This is a genomic window from Streptomyces sp. YIM 130001, from assembly GCF_003574445.1.
GTDB lineage: Bacteria > Actinomycetota > Actinomycetes > Streptomycetales > Streptomycetaceae > Streptomyces.
Window position 1 is genome coordinate 129986 of the sequence record NZ_KZ984558.1, and the last position, 20837, is coordinate 150822.

Here is a 20837-nt window from a genome sequence, read left to right on the forward strand (position 1 = left end):
GGCATGGCAACCCCCGACCGGCCGGACGGCGGCGGCCAGGTCCCGGTCGCGGTGGTCGGCATGGAGGTCTTCCTGCCGGGCGCCCCCGACCTGGCCGCGTACTGGCACAGCATCCGCAACGCGGTCGACGCGGTCACCGAGGTGCCCGCGGACCGCTGGGACGCCGACACGTTCTACGATCCCACCGCCGGGCCGCGCAGCGACCGCTTCTACTGCCGGCGCGGTGGATTCGTGGACGCCAGTGCCGAGTTCGACCCGACCCGCTTCGGCATGATGCCGAACTCGGTGCCCGGGACCGAACCGGACCAGTTGATCGCCCTCGATGTGGCACACCGCTCTATCGAGGACGCGGGCGGCGAGCGGGTGCTGCCCGCCCGCCGCGAACGGGCGGGCATCGTCCTCGGCCGCGGCGGCTACCTCACCCCGGGCCTCGTCCGCCTGGACCAGCGCGTGCGCACCGCCAATCAGCTCGTCCACACCCTGCGCGAGCTCGCGCCGCAACTGGACGAGAGCCAACTCGAGGCCGTACGAGCCGAGTTCACCGCACGACTTGGCCCGGAACAACCCGAGTCGGCCATCGGGCTCGTCCCCAACCTGGTCGCCTCCCGCGTCGCCAACCGTCTCGACCTGCGCGGCCCCGCCTACACCGTCGACGCCGCCTGCGCCTCGTCCCTGGTCGCCGTCGACCATGCCGTACGCGAACTCGGCTCCGGACGCTGCGACGTGATGCTCGCCGGCGGCGTCCACCACTGCCACGACCTGACCCTGTGGAGCGTGTTCACCCAGCTCGGCGCGCTCTCCCGCAGCGAGCGCATCAGACCGCTGCACCGGGATGCGGACGGCGTCCTGATCGGCGAGGGTACCGGCGTCGTCGTCCTCAAGCGACTCGACGACGCCCGGCGCGACGGTGACCGTGTCTACGCAGTGCTGCGTGGTACGGGCGTCGCGGGGGACGGGCGGTCGGCGAGCCTGTTCAACCCCGATCCCGGCGGTCAGATCCGTGCCGTACGACAGGCCTGGGACGCCGCCGGACTCGACCCGCGGGCCGCCGACGCGCTGCAGCTCCTGGAGGCGCACGGCACCGCCACACCGGCCGGCGACCGCGCCGAACTCGCCACTGTGGCCGAGGTGTTCGGTCCCGCAGCCGGTGAGCGCGCGGTCATCGGATCAGTGAAGTCGCAGATCGGGCACACCATGCCCGCCGCGGGCATCGCCGGCCTCGTCAAGGCCGCGCTCGCCCTGTATCACGAGGAACTCCCGCCGACGCTGCACTGCGACGACCCGAGTCCGGCCCTGGACGGCACCCGGTTCGCCCCGCTGGACCGGGCGCGGCCCTGGCGCGAGGTCGCGGGCGGAGCTCCGCGGCGTGCCGCCGTGAACGCCTTCGGCTTCGGCGGCATCAACGCCCACGTCGTACTGGAACAGCCGGCTCCCGTGCCGACCCGCCGCCCCCGCGCCACGGTCACCGAACCGGAGCGGGTGCTGCGGCTCGCCGCCCCCACCACCGACGAGCTGGCCGCCCGTCTCGCCGCGCACGACGGCGAGGTGCTCGCCGCGGGACTGCCCGAGACCAGGGCCGCCGCGAACCAGGGCGGCCGAGTCCGGCTCGGCATCGTCGACCCCACCGCCCGCAGGCTCAAGCTGGCCCGCAAGGCCGTCGCCAAGGGCGAGCCCTGGCGCGGCCGCAGCGACGTGTGGTTCACGCCACGGCCGGTGCTCGGCGCGTCCGGCGGGCGAACGGCCTTCCTCTTTCCGGGCCTGGAGGCCGAGTTCGACGCGAAGGTGGAGAAACTCGCTCAACGCTTCGGTCTCGACTGGGAGTTCGGGGCAGGCGCACCGGTCGGCGACGTCGGCCGGCACGGCGCGGCCGTCTTCCAGCTCGGCCGACTGCTCGACTCGGCCCTGCGCCGTATCGGCGTGACACCGGACGCGGTCGCCGGCCACAGCGTGGGGGAGTGGACCGCGATGGCGGCCGCGGGGGTGCACGCGCCCGAGGAGGTCGACGCCTTCCTGGCGGGCTTCGACCCGGATGCGCTACGGGTGCCCGGCCTCGCGTTCGCGGTGCTCGGCACCCGCGCCGATCAAGTCCTCGGTCGCCTCGCCGGCCGCGGCGACGTGGTTCTCTCGCACGACAACGCCCCCAGCCAGTCCATGATCTGCGGGCCCGAGGCCGCGGTCACCGAGCTGGTGGCGGCCTTCCGGGCCGACGGGGTCATCGCGCAGGTGCTGCCGTTCCGCTCCGGCTTCCACACGCCGATGCTCGCCCCGTATCTGGACCCGATCCGGCGTGCCGCCGACACATACACCGTGCACGCCCCGCACGTACCTGTCTGGTCGGCCACCACCGCCGAGCCGTTCCCCGTCGAACCCGCCGCGGTCCGCGACCTGTTCGTACGGCACCTGCTCGAACCCGTGCGCTTCCGGCAGCTGATCCTCGCCCAGTACGCGGCGGGATTCCGGGCCTTCGTCACGCTCGGCGCCGGGCAACTCGGCTCACTCGTCGACGAGACCCTCGCGGGACGCGACCGGCTCGTGGTGCCCGCGCACTCGACCGCCCGCGACAGCCTCGACCAGCTGCGTCGAGTGGCCACGGCGCTGTGGACGGAGGGCGCGGCGCCCGATGCCACCGCGCTGACCGGCGATCGGCAGCCCTCCCGCACCCCTCGGGCGAGCCGCCCTGGACGCCCGGGGATCCGCCTCGATCTCGGCGGGGCTCTGGTGTCACTGCCGGAGCGGTCCCACGGCCTGCTCGAACCGGGAACGCATGCCGGCCCCGAGACGGGCCGCGCGGCATCACCCGCGCCCCGAGTCATCCCCGAACCCGTCCGGTCAACTCGACGTAAGGGCAAGGGTGTTGTCCCCCCGGAGCCCACGCCCGCGCACGCTCGTGCGCACGAGGGGCGCGGGAATCCGGCCGACCTCGGCACCGCGCCGCGGGTCGCCGAACATGCCGCCCTGGCTGCCGAACACGCCCCTTTGACCGCCGAACTCTCCGCCCTGCTGAGCGACACCGCCTCCCTCACGGAGGAGCTGCTCGACGCCGCGCAGGCGGGCCGCACCGCAGTACCCCGCCCAGCACGTCGTGGCCGAAGCGGGCCTGGACGGCCGGCGAGGGGAGCGGACCGCGTCCACGAGCAGCCCGCCGCGAAGCCGGCGCCGGCACAACCGAGTCCGGCCCCCGGCGCTCACGGCCCCGAGCTCGCCCCCGTCCCCGGCGCTCTGCGCATCGACGTCGCCGACATGCCGTACCTGCTCGACCACTGCTTCTTCCGGCAGCGCCCGGGCTGGCCCGACGACGGCGACCGCTGGCCCGTCGTACCCGCCACCACCGTCGTCCACCACCTGATGCGCATCGCCGAACGCGCCCTGCCAGGACTGCGGGTGGTCGCCGTCCACGACGTGACGCTGCAGAAGTGGATCGTCGCCGTGCCCGCATCCGACGTGCCCGTCACCCTGCACCGGCTCGGTCCCGACCGGCTCGAGGTGCGGCTCACCGGATACGCCGGAGCCGTCCTCCAGCTCGCACCCCGGCACGGCTCACCGCCCGAACCCTGGACCGTCGACCCTGCCGAGGAACGTGCGCCCGCCCTGACCGCCGAGCAGCTCTACTCCGAACGCTGGATGTTCCACGGCCCCGAGTTCCAGGGTGTGCGCACCCTCACCGCGATCGGCGACCGCCACGTACGCGGAGTGCTCACCGCTCCGGGCCCGCCCGGAGCGCTCCTGGACAACGTCGGCCAGCTCCTCGGCTACTGGATCATGGACTCGCTCACCGAGCGCACCACCGTCTTCCCGGTGAGCATGCGCAGCATGGCGTTCCACGGTCCGGACCCCGAGCCCGGCAGTACCCTCGACTGCCACATCCGTATCACCGACGTCACCCACACCACCCTGACTGCCGACATGCAGCTCAGCCACGAGGGGAAGGTGTGGGCCGAGCTCACCGGTTGGACCGACCGCCGCTTCGACACCGACCCCGGCATCCGCCGCACGGACCGCTTCCCGGGCCGCAACACGCTGTCCCAACTGCAGCCCGGTGGCTGGACGTTGGTCCACGAGCGCTGGCCCGACCTCGCCACCCGCGAACTCATCATGCGCAACATGCTCGCCGGTGAGGAGCGCACCCGCCACGAGACCCAGCCACCCGGACGGCGCCGGCGCCACCTCCTCGGCCGTATCGCGGCCAAGGACGCGATCCGTGAACTCCTGTGGTCCGAGGGCGCGCACGACATCTATCCGGGCGAAATAGCCCTGCACAACGACGAGTTCGGCCGCCCGATCGCCACCGGCGTGCATGGCAGGCAGCTCGGCGGCGACCTCGTCGTGTCCCTCGCGCACTGCAAGGAGGCCGCCGTCGCCCTCGCGCACCGCGGCGGTCCCTGCGGCATCGACCTCGAAGAGGTCACCGACCGCCCCGCAGCAACCTTGCAGTCCGCCTGCGCACCCGCCGAACGCGAGCTGCTCACCCACGTGTCGGAAGGCTCGACAAAGGACGCGGCGCTCTGGTTCACCCGCTTCTGGGCGGCGAAGGAGGCCGTCGCCAAGGCACTCGGCACCGGCTTGCAGGGCCGCCCGGACACCTACCGGGTGACCGCCGCGCACCCCGACCGGCTGCAGGTGGAACACGCGGGCAGTGCCTGGGAAGTGCGCTGCAGCCAGGTGGCGGCCCCGTCCGGGCTGCCGCAACGCAGTTACGTCGTCGCCTGGACGACGGGCGTCAACGAATCCGGAGAACGACATGACCACTGAGGCAACCATGGCCCCCACCCAGACCGCCCCGCCCCACACGGACACGGTCCTCGCCCAGATCGCCGGCATGCTGCGAGACCTGCCGGAGGCCGGACTCGACGACGTGGAGATCGACCGCGACACCCTCTTCCACGACGACCTCGAGCTGGAGAGCATCGACCTGGTGGGCCTCGCAGGCGCTCTGCGCGAGCACTACGGCGAGCAGGTCAACGTCGCCCTGTTCATCGCCGACCTGGAACTCGACGAGATCATCGCCCTCACCGTGGGCGAACTCGCCGACTACGTGGCCGCGTCCCTGCACGCAGCGGAACGAGGCTGACCCCGATGGCCAAGATATCCACCGGCGACATCACCACCCACGTACAGCAGTTGGCCGCAGGCGCCGCCGGCGGCAGCGTCCCCGACGGTGACATACCCGTCGTCGTCTTCGTGCACGGGCTGCTCACCGACAGCCTCGCGAGCTACTACTTCACCCTCGGCCCCGCCCTCTCGGCGGCCGGCATCGACACCGTCATGTACGACCTGCGTGGCCACGGACGCAGTGACCGGCCCCGCACCGGCTACCGGCTCGACGACTTCGTCGACGACCTCGCGCACCTGCTGGACGGACTCGGTGAGGAGCGGCCCGTCCACCTGGTCGGGAACTCCTTCGGCGGCACCGTCGCCACCGCCTTCGCCGCCTGGCACCCCGAGCGCACCGCGGGCGTCGTGATGATCGAGTCCGAACCGCCGGTGGCCGACTGGGCCGCACGCATGGCGGAAGGCCTCGCACACGCGCAGCGCGAACTCGTCCGCGACGAGGTCATCGACTGGATCGCCGAGCACAACGGAGCGCACACGGCCCGCCTGTCCCGCGGCGCCGGCCGTATCCTCGCCGGCACCGCGATCGCGGAGGAGATCTCGCTGGGCCGCACCATCGACGACGACCTCTCGGCGATCCGCTGCCCGCTCCTCGCCGTCTTCGGCGGCGACTCCGGACTGAACGCGCAGGTGCCCTGGCTGGAGGCCCGGCTCCCGCTCTGCCGCACCGTGGTGCTGCCCGACCAGGGCCACTCCGTCCTCGTCGAGCAGCCCACCCGGACCCGCGAACTGGTGCTCGACTGGGTCAGGGAGCACCATGCCGCGGGCACCGCGCCGCCGGCCGTCGCGGCGGGAGCTGTCCGGTGAGCCGCTTCCTGCTCGTCGTGCCGCCGCTCGTCGGCCACATCAACCCGCTCGCCGGGGTGGCCGCCGAACTCGGCCGGCGTGGACACGAGGTGGCCTGGTGCGGCCATGCGGAGCGCATCCGGAGCCTCACGGACGACCGTGCGCAGGTCCACGACGCTCCCCTGCCCGAGGGCGGCGACCTGTCCCGGCCGCCCGGCCTCACCGGTCCCGGGGCGTTCCGGTTCCTGTGGGAGGAGTTCTTCGTCCCGCTCGCCGAGTCCATGGCGCCCCATGTCGAGCGGGCCGTAAGCGAGTTCCGGCCCGATGTCGTCGTCACCGACCAGCACGCCGTCGCGGGCGCCCTGGTCCCGGAGCGCCTGGGTGTCCCGTATCTGACCTCGGCCAGCACGTCGGCCGAACTCGTCGACCCACTGGCCGAGTTGCCCAAGGTGGCGGCCTGGCTCGCGGACCGCCTCGACGCGCTGCGGCAGCGGATCGGGGACCCGAGCGCCGACCACGACCCGCGCTTCTCGCCGTACGGCATCCTCGCCTTCACCAGCCGCGAACTCCTCGGCGACGCCGATCTGCCCTGGGAACGTGTCCACTTGGTGGGCCCCGTCATCGCCGAACGGCCCGAGGACCCCGACTTCCCTTGGGACGACCTCGACGCGGACCGCGACCTGGTCTTCGTGTCCCTCGGCACCGCGAACACCGAAGCCGGGCAGCGTTTCCTCGGCGAGACCGTCGAAGCCCTCCACCACCTCCGGGACCGTGTCCAGGGCGTGTTCGCCGACCCGGGCGGTCACCTCGGCGAGCTGCCCGCCGGCATGCTGGCGCGGCCACAGGTACCCCAACTGGACCTGCTCAGCCGGGCGAAGGCCGTCATCAGTCACTCGGGACACAACACCGTCGCCGAGTCGCTCTGGCACGGACTGCCCCTCGTCCTGGCGCCGATCCGGGACGACCAGCCCATCGTCGCCGCCCAGGTGGTCGCGGCGGGCGCGGGCGTCCGGGTGCGTTTCGGACGGGTCAAGGCGCCGCGGATCGCCGAGGCCCTCACGACCGTGCTCGACGACGCCGAGGGGCACCGCACCGCCGCGGCCGCCATCGGAAGGACCCTGCGCGCCGGAGGCGGCCAGCACACCGCCGCCACCCACCTGGAACGGCTCGCCGCCCAGCCGGTCACGGCAGCCACCGTCCGTAGCTGAATCCCGTCCGGCACTCCCTCAACTCCTCCTCGGACGTCGTCCGAAGGGGCCCCGACCCGCACCGGAGCACGCATGACCACGACCCACGCGCCCGCACCGCCGGGGGAGCCTGCCCCGGACCCCGGCCCGTCCGCCGCGAAGCCCGCAGCGTTCGGCACGCCCGGACCCGACACCGAGCACGGCACCCCGCCGCTGCGCGCACTGCTCCGCGAGGCGCGACCGCACCGCATGGTCCTGGGCGCCACCTTGTTGCTCGTCCTGGCCGCCAGCGCCTCCGGCCTGATCCAACCCCTGGTCGCCCAGGAAGTCCTTCAGGGCCTCGGCAGCGGACGCAGTGTCGGCGGACCGATCGTGCTGCTCGCCGTACTGGTCGTCTCCGGAGCATTACTGACGGGCATTCAGTCCTGGTGGCAGCGCCGGACGTCCGAGCGCGTGGTGCGCACCATCCGGCAGGACCTCGTCCACCACCTGATCCGCCTGCGCGTCCCGGAGCTCGACCGCCGGCCCCCCGGCGACCTCGTCGCCCGCGTCACCTCGGACAGCGCGCTGGTGCAGAACGCCGCTACCGAGGGCCTGGTGATGGTCACCAACGGTGCCCTGACCATCACCGGAGCCGTGGTCCTGATGGGAGTCGTGCACCTGGGCCTGCTCGCCGTGACCTTCGGCGTCCTGCTCGCGGTGGGGCTCGTACTCGGCCTGATCCTGCCCCGCATCCGGCAGGCGGTCGCCCGCGCCCAGACCTCCGTCGGAGCGATCGGCGCCGCGCTCGACACCTCCCTCGGCGCCGCCCGCACGGTGAAGGCGAACGGAGCCGAAGGCCGAGAGACAGCCCGCGCCGACGCCGCGATCCAGGAGGCCTATGAAGCGGGCCTCGTCGGCGCCAAGTACGCCGCGCTCGTCCAGGTCCTCTCCGGAGTCGCCATCCAGGCCGCCTTCCTCGCCGTACTCGGCGTCGGCGGCGCGCTGGTAGCCTCCGGCGAACTGCAGGCCGCGGCGCTGATCGCCTTCCTCCTGTACGTCTTCTACCTCGCCAGCCCCATCGCCTCGCTGCTCGGCGGACTCGGCATGCTGCAGCAGGGCCTCGGCGCCATCGGCCGCATCGAGCAGGTCAAGACCCTGCCGGTGGAGGACGACGTCGACCCGGCGGAATCCCCGGACGGCGCGCCCATCCGGGACGGCGCCGAACTCCCGCCCCCGCCGGTCGAGTTCGACAACGTCCACTTCGCCTATCCGGACCGCGACCCCGCCCTGCGCGGCATCACCTTCACCGTCGCCGGTGGCACCCGTACCGCGCTCGTCGGACTCTCCGGCGCAGGCAAGACGACCATGTTCGCGCTGCTGCAGCGCTTCCACGAACCGAAGTCCGGACGCATCCGCATCGGCGGCCAGGACATCGCCTCGCTGCCCCGCGCCGAGGTTCGCCGCCGGATCGCCTACGTCGAGCAGGAGTCACCCGTGATGGCGGGCACCATCGGCGAGAACCTCCGGTACGCCGCCACCGACGCGAGCGACGAGGACATCGCCGAGGTACTGCGCCTGACCCGTCTGGACGGGCTCCTGGACCGCCTTCCCGACGGCCTCGGCACCGAGGTCGGTAACCGGGGCGTCACCCTGTCCGGCGGGGAACGCCAACGCCTGGCCATCGCAAGGGCGTTGCTCCGCAAGCCCGAGGTCCTGCTGCTCGACGAGGCCACCGCCCAGCTGGACGCCAGCAACGAACAGGCGCTGCGCGAGGCCGTGGACCAGGCCGCCCGGCGCTGCACCGTCATCCTCATCGCCCACCGCCTCTCCACCGTCACCGACGCCGAACAGATCGTCGTGCTCGAGAGCGGCCTCGTCCGCGCCTCCGGCACCCACGGCGAACTGATCGGCGCGGATTCTCTTTACCACGAACTTGCTGCTTCTCAGATGCTCACTTCCACCGTCTCCGGATCCGCGTAACCGGGTCGGCGAAATGGGGTACCGGTAAACGTCGCGATCGGGAAAGATCGTGCTGTGCTTCGACGGCTTCTTTTCGATGAAAGAGCCGCCGCGGAATTATGCTGCCCTTTTCCGGGCCCGTATTGTCGCGCAGGCACGTGCGGCATCGCGAAACGAAAGAGCGGGCCGACCGGAAATCCGGTCGGCCCGCTCGTGTCCCTCGGCTCCGCTCAGCCGGTGATGGCGTTCAGGAGCGGCAGGTACCCGTCACGGTGCCCGGCCTTGTTCGGGTGGTAGGACTCGTTCAGCGCGTCCCACTCCAGACTCGTCACCCAGGTGTCGCCGTCGGAGCAGATCGAGTGCGGGTCGAACGCGGCACGCGGGTCGAGGAAGGTGAACCCGGCCTTCTGGGCCTGCTCCGCGAGCACCCCGTCGAGCGTGTCGGCCGCCGAGTTGAGCGCGGCCCGCTCGGCGTCGCTCAGGCCGAGGACGCCGCAGCTGCCGCCGATCGTGTAGAGCCGCGGATAGCCGACGACGACTACCTCGGCGTTCGGCGCCTTCGCCCGCACCGCAGCGTACGTGTCCGCGAGAGCGCCCGGCAGGCTGGTCGTCGCGGCGGCCTTGGCGGCGTCCACGCCGGCCAGGCAGTCCTTGTCGTCGAGAGTCAGGATGCAGTTCTTGAGGACCTCGACGAAACCGACGTCGTTGCCGCCCACCTGGACCGTCGCGAGGGTCGTGTCCGCCGTCAGCTGCGGCACCTGCTGTGCCGTGAGCTCGGCCGTCGTCGCGCCGGAGCACGACGCCTCCACGAAGGAGTACGAGGCGTGCTGCTGCGCCCACAGCCGCGGGTACGTGGCCGGGCCCCGGCGGCACGCGTCGTCCGGGTCGTCGTACTCGCCCGTACCCGGTCCGGTGGCGTACGAGTCGCCGAGTGCGACGTACTTCTCCGCGGCCGCCGCGTCATTGTCGTCGGCCTGTGCGACGGGTGCGGACGTGAATGCAATACAGGCCGTTGCCACCGCGAGAGAAAGTGAGAAGAGCGGTCTGCGGGCTCTTAACGAGCGCATGCGTCACTCCTGGAGTGAGTGGGGGGTTTCCGTTTCTGACACTCCTGGAATATCAGATCGAGACTCTGAACATCAGGCCTCCGGCACGAGAAAGCCGAACCGTTCACGCGATGTGTCCGGAAAGGCGAGAAATTTGACCGCGAATTCCCTGTGCGAGTCAGGTCCCGAGCGGCCCGCAGGTCCAGGACGACCGCCTCGGACGATGGGGGTGTGCCGACCACCGCCGAGTAGGTTCTGATGGACCCTCGCCCGCCGCCGTACCGAGAGGAATCCCGTGAACACCGAGGTCCGTGCCGCGGCCTATCCAACCGGCAGCCACACCAAGGCAGTCGACATCCACACCAACGCCTCCGGCCCCGCGGTCGGCCCGGTCGTCCTGCTCTGGCACGGCACCGGTCCGGACGAACGCGACGTACTCGCCCCGCTCGCCCAGGCCATCGCCGCGCTCGGTCCCACCGTCGTCGTCCCCGACTGGCAGTCGGACCGGCCCGATCAGGGACGCGAACAGCTCACCGATTCGCTGCGGTTCGCCCTCGACCACAGCCGCGCCCGCTCCGGCAGCCCCGGCCGCCTGATCGTCGGGGGCTGGTCCGCGGGAGCGGGGGCCGCGCTCGGTGCCGTGCTGCAGCCCGGCCTCCTGCTTCGGCCCGAACTCCTCGGTGACTGGCGGCCGGTCGCTGTGGTGGGCATCGCGGGTGACTTCCGTCGCCCGGCCCGTACGACCGGCATCGCCCCACTCGACGCTCTCTCCCCGCACACGCCACGGGTGCCCGTGCGGCTCGTCCACGGCACCGAGGACACCGTCGTTCCGCCCGACTCGACGCGGGCGATGCACCGGTCGCTGCTCGACCACGGCTGGGACACGCGCCTGACCGAACCCGCCACCGATCACGCGGGTGTCCTCGGATGCGCCTACGACCCCGCGGTCCGCCGCTGCGTACCGTCGCACAGCGAGGCGGCGCGCGACGCCATGAGCGTCGCCGCGGCGATGATCGCTTCGATCGCGAGGGAGCAAGAGGCCTCCTCGAGCTGAACGCCCGTCAGGAAGCTCTACGCCTACCTGGGCCAGGACCAGGAGGTGGGCAGGGGCGGGGCCGAGGTGGTGTAGGGCCTGAGGAGGTCCGTCAGTTCGGCGTCGGGTGTGCCGTGGAGGCGGTCCGAGGCGATCTTCCGGGTGATGCCGGCGAGGAAGTCGGCGAGACCGATCCGTGGGTCCTGCCGGGCCTCGACGAGGCGGACCTCATCGAGCATGCCGCCGGTGGCGGAGATGACGTGGTCCAGGCGCTCCGGGGTGAGCGTGTTCTGCCGGTCGTGGACGACCGCGACGTGTCGGCCCGCGGCGCTCCAGTGTTCGACGGTGCCCAGCAGCGCGGGGAACAACGGGTCCAACGCGGGCCAGGCGCCCGGCGCTTCGGCCGAGCGGAGGCGATGGCGTTCGGCGCGTGCGCGGGAGTGCAGCAGCAGCGCGGTCAATCGGGCGGCGGGGTCCGAGGGGTCGACCGGAACCGTGCTGCTCAGCTGCTCGACACAGCGGATGAACACCGCCGCGGGATCGCTCGTCTCGGGACGGGGCCGGGCGCGGAGCAGGTCGTTGGCCGCCGTGAGGAAGGCCTGCCAGCGCTCGGGCCCGTACGTCGCCGGGCCGGCCCGGTGGGCTGCGAGGCTCAGCTCCTCGGTGTGCGGGCCTTCGTCCGTGAGCAGGGCCGTGGTGGTGGCCAGCAGGAAGTACCGCTTGTCGATGACGTGGACGTGGGCGCTGCCGAGGAGCGGCCCGTCGGGGCCGAGCAGCCAGGTGAGCGCGGGCCGGTGCTTGGAGCGGAGCAGTACGTTCGCCTTGTACTCCGTCATGGCGGAGCTGGCCGGGGACCGTACCCGCTCGAAGATCTCGTCGAGGCCGCGCTCGGCCGCCGCGTGATCCAGGCTCACGCTCGCGTGCGTGAACACATCCGTATTGCCGTTGACGAGGTTCTCCCCGTCGGATCCGGACTCGTCGCAGGCGATCTCGACGGTGTCAGTGTGCGCGGGCGACCGGGACATGGCGTCATCATCGGCGATCCGCCGGACCGCCTCCACCACTTTGTGCGGCGCGCGGTCCGTTTCCGGCGTAGGGCGGCTCGACGGGCCGGGTGAAGCGGGTCACCAGGTCGTGCCAGCCGCATTCCAGCCGCTCGTAGGACGACCGGTCGCCGGCCGTCGTCAGATGGTGGACGAGCGCGGTGTCGGTGGCCGCGAGCAGCGTGTGCGCGAGGAACTCGGGGTCGGGTGCGGCACCCGCCTCCCGCAGCAGCATGACCACGTGGGTGAGGCGCAGCCGGTACGGCGGGACCGAGTAGGTCCGCAGTGGGTCCTTGCGGGTGGCCAGAATCAGTTCGTGATGATCGCTCTCGTGCCGGATCAGCGCGGGACCGAAGGCGTGCAGCCGGTCCACGGCCGGGGCTCCGGGCCCGAGCGGGGGAGGGCCGCTCAGGAAGGAGCCCTGGAACGTCTGCTCACTGTGGTCGAGGAGGGCGAACAGCAGTCCGCTGCGGTCGCCGAAGCGTCTGAAGACGGTGCCCTTGCCCACCCCGGCCGCGCAGGCGACCGCGTCCATCGTGAGGCGTTCGGGGCCGTGCTCGGTCAGCAGGCGGGAGGCGGCGTCGAGCAGTCGCGAGCGATTGCGGGCGGCGTCGGCGCGCAGCTGGGGAGTCCCGTCCGGCGGCCGGGAGGTCAGGTCCACGGGCTCGCCGGGTGCGGCGGACGACGCGGGCGGGGGTGTGACGGGACCAGTCATACGCCTCAGCGTAGCGCCTGACGAGCAGAAGTGGACTGCGGTCCGGTTAGGTGGTACAAATCTAAACGGACCTTGGTCCGGTTGACCGACCGTATTCGTTAGCCCGCGCCGTCAGGCACGTTTTACTCAGGAGACACCTCCATGTCTGTTCGTATCCTCGCGCTCGTCGGAAGCCTTCGCGCCGGCTCGCACAACCGTCAGCTCGCCGACGCCGCCTCGAAGCACGCGCCCGAAGGCGTGACCATCGACGTCTTCGATGGCCTGGGCGAGGTGCCCTTCTACAACGAGGACATCGACGTCGAAGGCGGCGTACCGGAGTCGGCCCAGCGCCTGCGTGACTCGGCCAACGCGGCCGACGCGCTGCTGCTCTTCTCGCCCGAGTACAACGGCACGATGCCCGCCGTCCTGAAGAACTCCATCGACTGGCTGTCCCGCCCCTACGGATCCGGCGCACTGTCCGGCCGTCCGGTCGCGGTCGTCGGTACCGCCTTCGGGCAGTACGGCGGCGTCTGGGCGCAGGACGAGGCCCGCAAGGCCGTCGGGATCGCCGGTGGCGCCGTGGTCGAGGAGGCCAAGCTCTCCATCCCCGGTTCCCTGACCCGCTTCGCCGAGCTGCACCCCGCCGACGACACCGAGGTCGCCGAGGGGATCGCCGCCGTGGTCGGACAGCTCGCCGGCCAGGTCGCGCCCGCCGCTGCCTGATCCGCGCCGTGGCAGCGTGACGGCCCGGTGCCGCACCCGATTCGGGTGCAGCGCCGGGCCGTTCACGTCGAGGGCAGGGCGCGAGGTGACCTCAGATCGCGGGACGGTCGTGGAGGACGCGCTGGAACAGGACGTGGTCGCGCCAGGCCCCATCGATGTGCAGATACCGCGGAGCCACTCCGATACGGGAGAAGCCGCACCGCTCGAGCACCCGCTGTGACGCCGTGTTGTCGAGCAGCGTGCCCGCCTCGATCCGGTGCAGGCCCAGCTGTTCGTCGGCCGCACGGCACACCGCGTTCGCCGCCGCCGTGGCGAGCCCACGGCCCGTGTACCCGCTGTCGATCCAGTAGCCGAGGTGGGCGCTGCGGAACGGGCCCAGCTCGATGTGTGACAGCGTGATCGTGCCCACGATCCGTTCCTCGTCCTGGAGCGCCCAGGAACTCAGGCGCCCCTCCCGCTGCAACTGCACCCGGTCGCGGGCCCGCGACTCCTGCCCGACCAAGGTGTAGAAGTCCGGGGGCCTGCGGGGCTCCCACGGGGCGAGGTGCTCACGGTTGACGACGTACGCGCGCAGCAGCGGTTCCGCGTCGGACTCCGTCAGCGGGCGCAACGTGACCCCGTCGGGCAGGTCGAAGATCATGGAATTCACGGCCATCACCCTACGGTCGCGGGCCGGGCGGTACGGGCCGGGTCGCTACGAAAGACCCGTCTCGCGGAGCGTGATGTTCAGGCGCCCCGAGGCGAGCCCGCAGTCCGGGGCCGCGGTGCCAGGTCGGACCTTCGGGACGCCGTGGTAGACGTAGCGCGAAGGACCGCCGAGGACCACGAGGTCACCGGACTCCAACTCGACGTCCTGGTAAGGGCGGTTGCGGGTCTCGGTGTTGCCGATGCGGAAGACGCAGCTGTCGCCGATACTCAGCGACACCACGGGCGCAGAGGACCGCTCGTCCTTGTCCTGGTGCATGCCCATGCGGGCTTCGCCGTCGTAGAAGTTGATCAGCGCGGTGTCCGGCGTGTACCGCTCGGCCTCCGCGGACGCGCCGTACGCCCGGGCCAGCGCCTGCCGGCCCAGCTGCACCAGCCAGTCGGGGAACGGGGCGACCTGCCGGCCGTTCACGTCATCGGCGGTGCGGGTGTACCGGTAGGGCTGCCAGTGCCAGCCGATGCACACCGTCTGCACCGACATCACCCCGCCGCGCGGCAGTTCGGTATGCCTGATCGGGACGGGGCCGGTGGCCCAGCCACGGCAGGCGGCCACCAACTCCCGCTGCTGGGCGGGCCCGAGCCACCCCGGCACATGGACGGCACCCGGCGCCACCTCGAGCGGAGGCCGCGGAATCAGTGCGTCCATCACGTACCTCCCTGCGATGCCTCGCCGTCCAGCCTACCTGCAGGTACGTATGCCGCCACGGCCGTCGGCGCCGCCGCCGCGATGTCATGCACGCGACGGCTCCGCGTGCATCCGTAGCTCCCGCCCCTGCCACCGTGACCGAAGCCGGCGGTCGTGGCTGGCCACCACGACCGCGCCCGGACCGGGCCCGAGTGCGTCCTCCAGTTCGTCGCAGAGCCGCGGTGAGAGGTGGTTCGTCGGCTCGTCGAGCAGCAGCAGGGCCGGCGGGCTTGCCACCAGGAGGGCGAGGGCGAGCCTGCGGCGTTGGCCCACCGAGAGTTCGCCCACCCGCTTGTCCAGGTCCCGGGCTTCCATCAGGCCGAGCGAGACCAGGGGTACGGACTCCGCCCGTTCGGCGCCCACCCCCGCCGTATAGGTGTCGCGCACGGTGCGGTCCGGGCGCTCGAAGACGGTGTCCTGTGCGAGCAGCGCGACGGAGAGACCGGGACGGCGGCGTACCTCGCCCCTCGGCTCCAACTCCCCGGCGAGAACGGCCAGTAGCGTCGACTTCCCCGAACCGTTCGCCCCCGTCACGAGCAGCCGCTCACACTCCGACACCTCCAGCGAGTCCAGTCTCATCCGCCCCGGCACCCGGACCCCGCGCAACGACAGCACAGGACCCGGAGCCGCGTCCGCGGCCACCTCGAGTGTCCCCGGATCCGTGACCGGGCGCGCGAGAGCGGGCGGACTGAACCTCAACGGCCGTGGCGGCTCGAGCACTTGGGCGCGGCGCAGGTCGTCGAGGCGACGGCTGGCGTTGCGCACCCGCCGCGAGATCTGATGGTCCACCCGGTTGCCGCGGCGGCCGTACCCCATCTTCTCGTTGTCCCGCATCGCCCGGTACGGGGCGACCCGGTGGGCCGTGACGCCGGCCGAGTGCCGCAGGGCCTCGAGTTCTTCCTGCTCCGCCTCGAAGCGCCGCTGCCAGCGTTCCCGTTCGGCCCGCTTGACGGCCTGGTAGTCGGTGTAGTTGCCGCCGTAGCGGGTCGGGCCCTCGAGGGACGGGTCGAGGTCGATGAGATCGGTGCAGACCGCGTCGAGGAAGGCGCGGTCATGGCTGGCCACCACGACCACTCCCGGCAACGCGCGCAGCCGCTCCTCGACGAACTCGGCGGCCTCGTCGTCCAGATGGTTGGTCGGCTCGTCGAGGAGCAGTGCGGCCGGCTGCCGGATGAGCAGGGCCGCCAGCGCGAGACGGCTGCGCTGGCCGCCGGCGAGTGACCCGAGCGTCCGGTCGTGGGGCAGCGAGCCGAGGCCGAGTCCGTCCAGGACGAGCGAGGCGCGCCGGTCGGCGTCCCATGCGTCGCGTTCCTGGGCGCGCTGGAGGTGTTCGCCGTAGGCCGCGAGCAGGTGCGGATGGTCCGGCGAGTCCTGTGCTGCGGTGGCGAGTTCGGCGCCGGCGCGGTCGAGTTCCGCCAGATCCTCGCGGGCCTCGCGCAGTGCGTCGTCCAGTACGTCGGTGAGTGTCGCGTCGACGGGATACGGCAACTCCTGGTGCAGGAAACCGAGTTCGTCCGGGCGCTCGACGTTCCCACGATCCGGCTCGTCGACGCCGGCGAGCAGTCGCAGCAGGGTGGTCTTGCCCGCGCCGTTCTCCCCGATCAGGCCGATCCGGTGGCCGGGGGAGGCGGTGAGCGAGACCCCGTCGAGGACACGCCGGGTGCCGAGGGTGTGGACGAGATCGTGGGCGAGCAGAGCCGGTACGGGCATGAGGACCACCGTGAGGCAGGGCGGGTGCCGGGAGCAGCACCGCCGAGACGGAAAGAGGGGCGACGAGAAGAAGGGACGACGAGACGGCCACTGCGGCGGCGCGCTTTGAGGGCGCCTGCCGGTGGCCGTCGCGGTTCCGGGGTGTCACCCGGAGATGTCGTCGTCGCCCGCCACGTCGTACTCCTCGTTCACGATGATCTGCCCGGTCACCCTAACAACGGACACCCGCACCCACCCGGGAATCACGCCCGGGACTCCACGGGCCGTACCGCGTCACGCCACCGGTTCGACCTCGCTGTGCTTCGGTGCCTTCGCCGTCACCATCAGCCCGGCGATCACACCCGCGAGCAGCATGATCCCGACCGCCCACCACAGCGCGACCGTGTAGCCGTGCACGATGCCCTCCGCGGAGACCAGCCGCCGCACGTCGCCGCCGGGGGGCCGGCCGGTGTCCCGCGCCGCGTCCCGCAGGTGCGAGGCGATGTACGCCGTCGAGGTACTGGTCGCAATGGTGTTCAGGAGGGCCGTACCGATCGAACCACCCACCTGCTGGGCCGTGTTGATCGTCGCCGAGGTGACGCCCGAGTCTCTCGGCGCGATCCCCGCCGTCGCCGTGGCGAACACCGGCATGAAGGTGAGCCCCATTCCGAGACCCGTCAGGAGCATCCCCGGCAGGACGTGGGTGGCGTACTCGGAATGCACGGTGAGTCCGGTCAGGAGTCCCAGACCGCAGGCCGCGAGCAGCATGCCGGGCACCATCAGGACCCGCGGCGCGACATGGTGAAGGAGCCGCGCGGAGATCTGGGTGGAGCCCACGATGATCGCGGCCGTCATCGGCAGGAAGGCGAGCCCGGTCTTGACCGGCGAATACTGCAGGATCCCCTGCAGGTAGTAGGTCAGGAACAGGAACAGGCCGAACATGCCGATCGTCGCCAGGCCCATGGTCAAGAAGCAGCCGGCCCTGGTGCGGTCGCGGAGGATGTGCAGCGGCAGCAGCGGGCTCGCGGCCCGGTTCTGCCACCACACGAAGCAGCCGAGCAGCACCGCACCGCCGACCAGAAGACCGAGCACGATCCCGTCGCTCCAGCCGCGCGGCTCCGCCTCGCTGAAGCCGTAGACGATCGCGACCAGACCGCCGCAGCCGAGCAGTGCCCCCGGCACGTCGAGCCGCGCCTCCCGGTGTCCCGAACGGTCGTGCAACAGCGCGAAGGCGCCGAAGACCGCGATCAGGGCGATGGGCACGTTCACGTACAGACACCAGCGCCAGTCGAGATACTCCGTGAGCAGTCCGCCCGCGATCAGGCCTATCGCACTGCCGCCGCCCGCGAGCGCGCCGTAGATCCCGAACGCCTTGCCGCGCTCCTTGGGATCGGTGAACGTCGTCGTGAGCAGCGAGAGCGCGGAGGGGGCGAGCAGCGCCGCGAACACACCCTGCAACGCCCGCGCCGCGAACAGCATCCCCGGCGAGCCCGCGGCGCCGCCGAGAGCGGACGCCCCGGCGAACCCGATCAGGCCGATCACGAACGTCCGTTTGCGGCCGGCCAGATCCGCGACGCGGCCGCCGAGCAGCAGCAGCCCGCCGAAAGCGAGGGTGTACGCGGTGATGACCCACTGCCGGCTGCCGTCGGACATGCCGAGTTCGCGCTGCGCGGAGGGGAGCGCGATGTTCACGATCGTCGCGTCCAGGACGACCATGAGCTGGGCGAGAGCGATGACGACGAGGCCCCACCAGCGACGTGGATCGGGGGCGTCCCGGGAACTCCCGGGGGTGCTCGCGGACCCGGTGGTGGTCGGGTCCGGTATCGGCCCCGGGGTGTCAGGTGCGGAACCCATGCAGTCCAGGACAGCACAGAAGGCGGGGGACCGCGCGACGTGGCGGCGGCGCCTGCGGAGCCCTCGGCAGCGGCTTCCCCTGCCGGCCCGCGACACCGGCCCGCGCCGTGCGTACGGCTAGGTGGGCCGGACCACGGCAACGGGGCTGTGTGCGTGGTGCAGCAGCGCCTGGCTGACCGAACCGAGGAGCAGTCCGGTGAACCCGCCTCGCCCGCGGGCGCCCACCACCACGAGAGCGGCGCCCTCGCTGGCCGCGATGAGCGCCTCGCGTGCACCGCCCTTGACCACCCGGTGTTCCACGGTCACCTCCGGATGATGTTCGGCACGGCCGGCCATCAGCTCGGCGAGCAGCCGCTGTTCGCCGCCGGCCAGCGCCCCCGGTTCGGCCGCGTACGGCTCGGCGGGGTCGTCCGGCGGCGGTGCCTGTACCGACCAGTCGCTCCAGGCGTGCAGGGCGAGGATGCCGGTGCCGTGCAGGGCTGCATGCGCGAACGCGAAGTCGATCGCCGCCCGGCCCCCGGGGGACCCGTCCACGCCGAGGACCACGCGGCCGTCCCCCTGCGCGGACTGCTCACGGACGACCAGGAGCGGGCAGTGGCTGTACGCGGACAGGTGGACGGCGGTCGAGCCGACGAGGAGCCCGATGAAACCGCCCAGACCCCGGCTGCCGACCACGATCAGCCGGGCGGAGCGGGACTCGGCCTCCAGCGCGGTGAGCGCCTCACCGTTCACGACGGCGTGCGTCACCTCCACCTCGGGGGCGGCCGCACGGGCCCGCTGGACCGCCTCCGTCACCGTCTGCCGGGCCAGATTGCGCAGTCCGCCGTCGGCGGGTCCGAGAGCCGAAGGGCCGAGCGGCACGTGCAGCGCCGGCCAGATGAAGACGTGCACCACCCGTAGCGGGCAGCCGCGCAGCGACGCCTCCCGCGCCGCCGTGTCCACGGCGTGCAGCGCCGACGCGGAACCGTCCACCCCGACCACGACCGGCGTCCCGGCCGCGACGTCGGGTTCCGGGATCGGGGCCCCCTCGCTCGGGGTCATGGCGGGCTTCCTTTCGTCATGTGGAGCGGCGCACACGGCAGCCGGCCGCCGTACACCCGGGACGGCCCGGTCAACCGTCGACGGTCAGCACGTCCGACACCGGGCGGCGTTCCGTCGGGAGGCCGGCGGGCCCGTAGCCGAGCCGGATCACCATCTGGACCGGGCCCGAGTCCGTTTCCGGATCGCGCACCGCCCAGCGCAGCGCGTCCCATTCGAGGGCCGACGAGGCGACCGAGGTGGCGATGCCGTCCTGGGTGGCCTGCAGCAGGACGCGCTCCAGGGCCTGGCCCGCCCGCAGCCAGTCGCCCGGTTCGTCTCCCGTGGTCCCGAGCAGTGCGAGCTGGGGATCGGTCTCGAAGGCGGCGCCCGGACGGTCGGCGGGCGCGTTCGGACCCTCGAAGTCGCGTACGGGTGCGCCGCCCGAGCGCAAGCGCGGTCCGAGCGCCTCGCGGGGCAGGCCGGAGTCGGCGGGGCGGCCGTCGCCCAGCCAGTGCTCCAGGTCGGCGCGCCGGCCGGGATCCGCCTCCTCGCGCAGTTCGGCCTCGCGGGACAGGGCGAGCACCATCTCGTTGTGTCCCGGGTCCGGGAACACCAGACGTGCCCCTTCGAGCAGCGCGGCCCGACGCAGGCCGTCACGGAGCGCCGCGTCCACCGGTTCGGGGTCGAACGGTTCACGGCTGCTGTGCCTGCGTCTCAACGCACCGTGCAGATCGGCGAGTTCGCCCCGTTCCGAGTACGCCGCGGGCTCGGCGTCGTCCCGCGCGGAGTCCGCGTCGGCCGGCTCCGGGGCCGTACGGAAGTCGACCTCGGCGAGCAGGTCGGGATCATCCGGGTCGGGCAGCAGCGTTACCGAAGGCTCCAGGCCGGCCCGGGCCGCGGCGACCCGCAGGTTGAACAGCGCGGCGCCGCCGGCCAGGTGCAGCCCTCGGCCCTGCGGGTCGACGTGGGGGAGGGCCCGGGTGCGGTCGGCGCGCACCTGCAGCCTCCCGCCGTCGCGGTCGGCGCGGAAGCTCCACGGCTGGGAGTTGTGCAGCGACGGTGCCGTGACGGCGTCCGCCACGAAGCCGTTCAGCTCCTGGCCGGTCGGGGTGCGGGGGGCGGCTCTCGGTGCCGTGGGCGGTCCGTCCTGCTCCGGGCTCGCCCACGGCCCGCGCTCCGGCGGTTGTGGCTGCGGGGAACGGCGGTGCTCGGGGGCGTCGTCCGCGGGATTGTCCGGTGTCACCTTCCAGCGTCCTTTCCGCCCCGGCGGGCAGGAGGGGCAAATGTCCCTTCTGTCCATCATCGGGGAGGTCCCGCAGACT

At 72.3% G+C, this 20837-nt stretch carries 16 protein-coding genes; 7 read left to right on the plus strand and 9 right to left on the minus strand.

Going from position 1 to position 20837, the window contains the following annotated elements:
• Positions 1-3 precede the first annotated feature (3 nt).
• The 5 genes from DSC45_RS20490 to DSC45_RS20510 all read left to right on the plus strand — a co-directional run bounded on the left by DSC45_RS20490 (position 4) and on the right by DSC45_RS20510 (position 9044).
• The gene (locus tag DSC45_RS20490) at positions 4-4749 is read left to right on the plus strand and encodes a type I polyketide synthase (protein ID WP_119293286.1); all 4746 of its coding nucleotides are present in this window, start codon (positions 4-6) and stop codon (positions 4747-4749) included.
• Positions 4739-5068: an acyl carrier protein gene (locus DSC45_RS20495; RefSeq protein ID WP_119293049.1), complete on the plus strand. Its 330-nt coding sequence runs from the start codon at positions 4739-4741 to the stop codon at positions 5066-5068. Before DSC45_RS20490 ends, DSC45_RS20495 begins: the two co-directional genes overlap by 11 nt.
• 5 nt (positions 5069-5073) lie before the next feature.
• Complete coding sequence (locus DSC45_RS20500) at positions 5074-5916, plus strand: alpha/beta fold hydrolase (RefSeq protein ID WP_119293051.1); 843 nt, start codon at positions 5074-5076, stop codon at positions 5914-5916.
• Positions 5913-7103, plus strand: coding sequence for a glycosyltransferase (locus DSC45_RS20505; RefSeq protein WP_119293053.1), 1191 nt, complete (start codon positions 5913-5915; stop codon positions 7101-7103). Before DSC45_RS20500 ends, DSC45_RS20505 begins: the two co-directional genes overlap by 4 nt.
• 72 nt (positions 7104-7175) lie before the next feature.
• Positions 7176-9044 (plus strand): ABC transporter ATP-binding protein, encoded by a 1869-nt coding sequence (locus tag DSC45_RS20510; RefSeq protein WP_119293055.1) that lies wholly within the window; start codon positions 7176-7178, stop codon positions 9042-9044.
• 209 nt (positions 9045-9253) lie between these two features.
• Here DSC45_RS20510 and DSC45_RS20515 read toward each other — a convergent pair whose 3' ends face one another.
• Positions 9254-10090: an SGNH/GDSL hydrolase family protein gene (locus tag DSC45_RS20515; RefSeq protein ID WP_119293057.1), complete on the minus strand. Its 837-nt coding sequence runs from the start codon at positions 10088-10090 to the stop codon at positions 9254-9256.
• A 274-nt stretch (positions 10091-10364) separates the two neighbouring features.
• Here DSC45_RS20515 and DSC45_RS20520 point away from each other — a divergent pair, with 274 nt between their 5' ends.
• Positions 10365-11123: an alpha/beta hydrolase gene (locus tag DSC45_RS20520; RefSeq protein WP_119293059.1), complete on the plus strand. Its 759-nt coding sequence runs from the start codon at positions 10365-10367 to the stop codon at positions 11121-11123.
• Positions 11124-11146: 23 nt separating this feature from the next.
• On the opposite strand, the gene DSC45_RS20525 is transcribed toward DSC45_RS20520, so the two are convergent.
• Positions 11147-12127 (minus strand): hypothetical protein, encoded by a 981-nt coding sequence (locus DSC45_RS20525; RefSeq protein WP_162929285.1) that lies wholly within the window; start codon positions 12125-12127, stop codon positions 11147-11149.
• Positions 12128-12134: 7 nt separating this feature from the next.
• Complete coding sequence (locus tag DSC45_RS20530; protein WP_119293062.1) at positions 12135-12860, minus strand: TetR/AcrR family transcriptional regulator; 726 nt, start codon at positions 12858-12860, stop codon at positions 12135-12137.
• 141 nt (positions 12861-13001) lie between these two features.
• Between DSC45_RS20530 and DSC45_RS20535 the strand changes: the two genes are divergently transcribed.
• Positions 13002-13562 (plus strand): NAD(P)H-dependent oxidoreductase, encoded by a 561-nt coding sequence (locus tag DSC45_RS20535; protein ID WP_119293064.1) that lies wholly within the window; start codon positions 13002-13004, stop codon positions 13560-13562.
• A gap of 91 nt (positions 13563-13653) precedes the next feature.
• Here the strand turns inward: DSC45_RS20535 and DSC45_RS20540 are convergent, their stop codons facing one another.
• From DSC45_RS20540 to DSC45_RS20565, 6 genes are all read right to left on the minus strand, one after another.
• Positions 13654-14202 (minus strand): GNAT family N-acetyltransferase, encoded by a 549-nt coding sequence (locus DSC45_RS20540; protein ID WP_119293288.1) that lies wholly within the window; start codon positions 14200-14202, stop codon positions 13654-13656.
• A gap of 54 nt (positions 14203-14256) precedes the next feature.
• Positions 14257-14913, minus strand: coding sequence for an alpha-ketoglutarate-dependent dioxygenase AlkB family protein (locus DSC45_RS20545; protein WP_119293066.1), 657 nt, complete (start codon positions 14911-14913; stop codon positions 14257-14259).
• An 84-nt stretch (positions 14914-14997) separates the two neighbouring features.
• A complete protein-coding gene (locus DSC45_RS20550; protein ID WP_119293068.1) occupies positions 14998-16662 on the minus strand; it encodes an ABC-F family ATP-binding cassette domain-containing protein in 1665 nt (554 codons plus the stop codon).
• A gap of 273 nt (positions 16663-16935) precedes the next feature.
• Positions 16936-18495 (minus strand): MFS transporter, encoded by a 1560-nt coding sequence (locus DSC45_RS20555; protein ID WP_119293070.1) that lies wholly within the window; start codon positions 18493-18495, stop codon positions 16936-16938.
• A gap of 117 nt (positions 18496-18612) precedes the next feature.
• Positions 18613-19536 (minus strand): universal stress protein, encoded by a 924-nt coding sequence (locus DSC45_RS20560; RefSeq protein ID WP_119293071.1) that lies wholly within the window; start codon positions 19534-19536, stop codon positions 18613-18615.
• Between the two features lie 70 nt (positions 19537-19606).
• Positions 19607-20758, minus strand: coding sequence for an Acg family FMN-binding oxidoreductase (locus DSC45_RS20565; RefSeq protein WP_240434753.1), 1152 nt, complete (start codon positions 20756-20758; stop codon positions 19607-19609).
• Positions 20759-20837 lie beyond the last annotated feature (79 nt).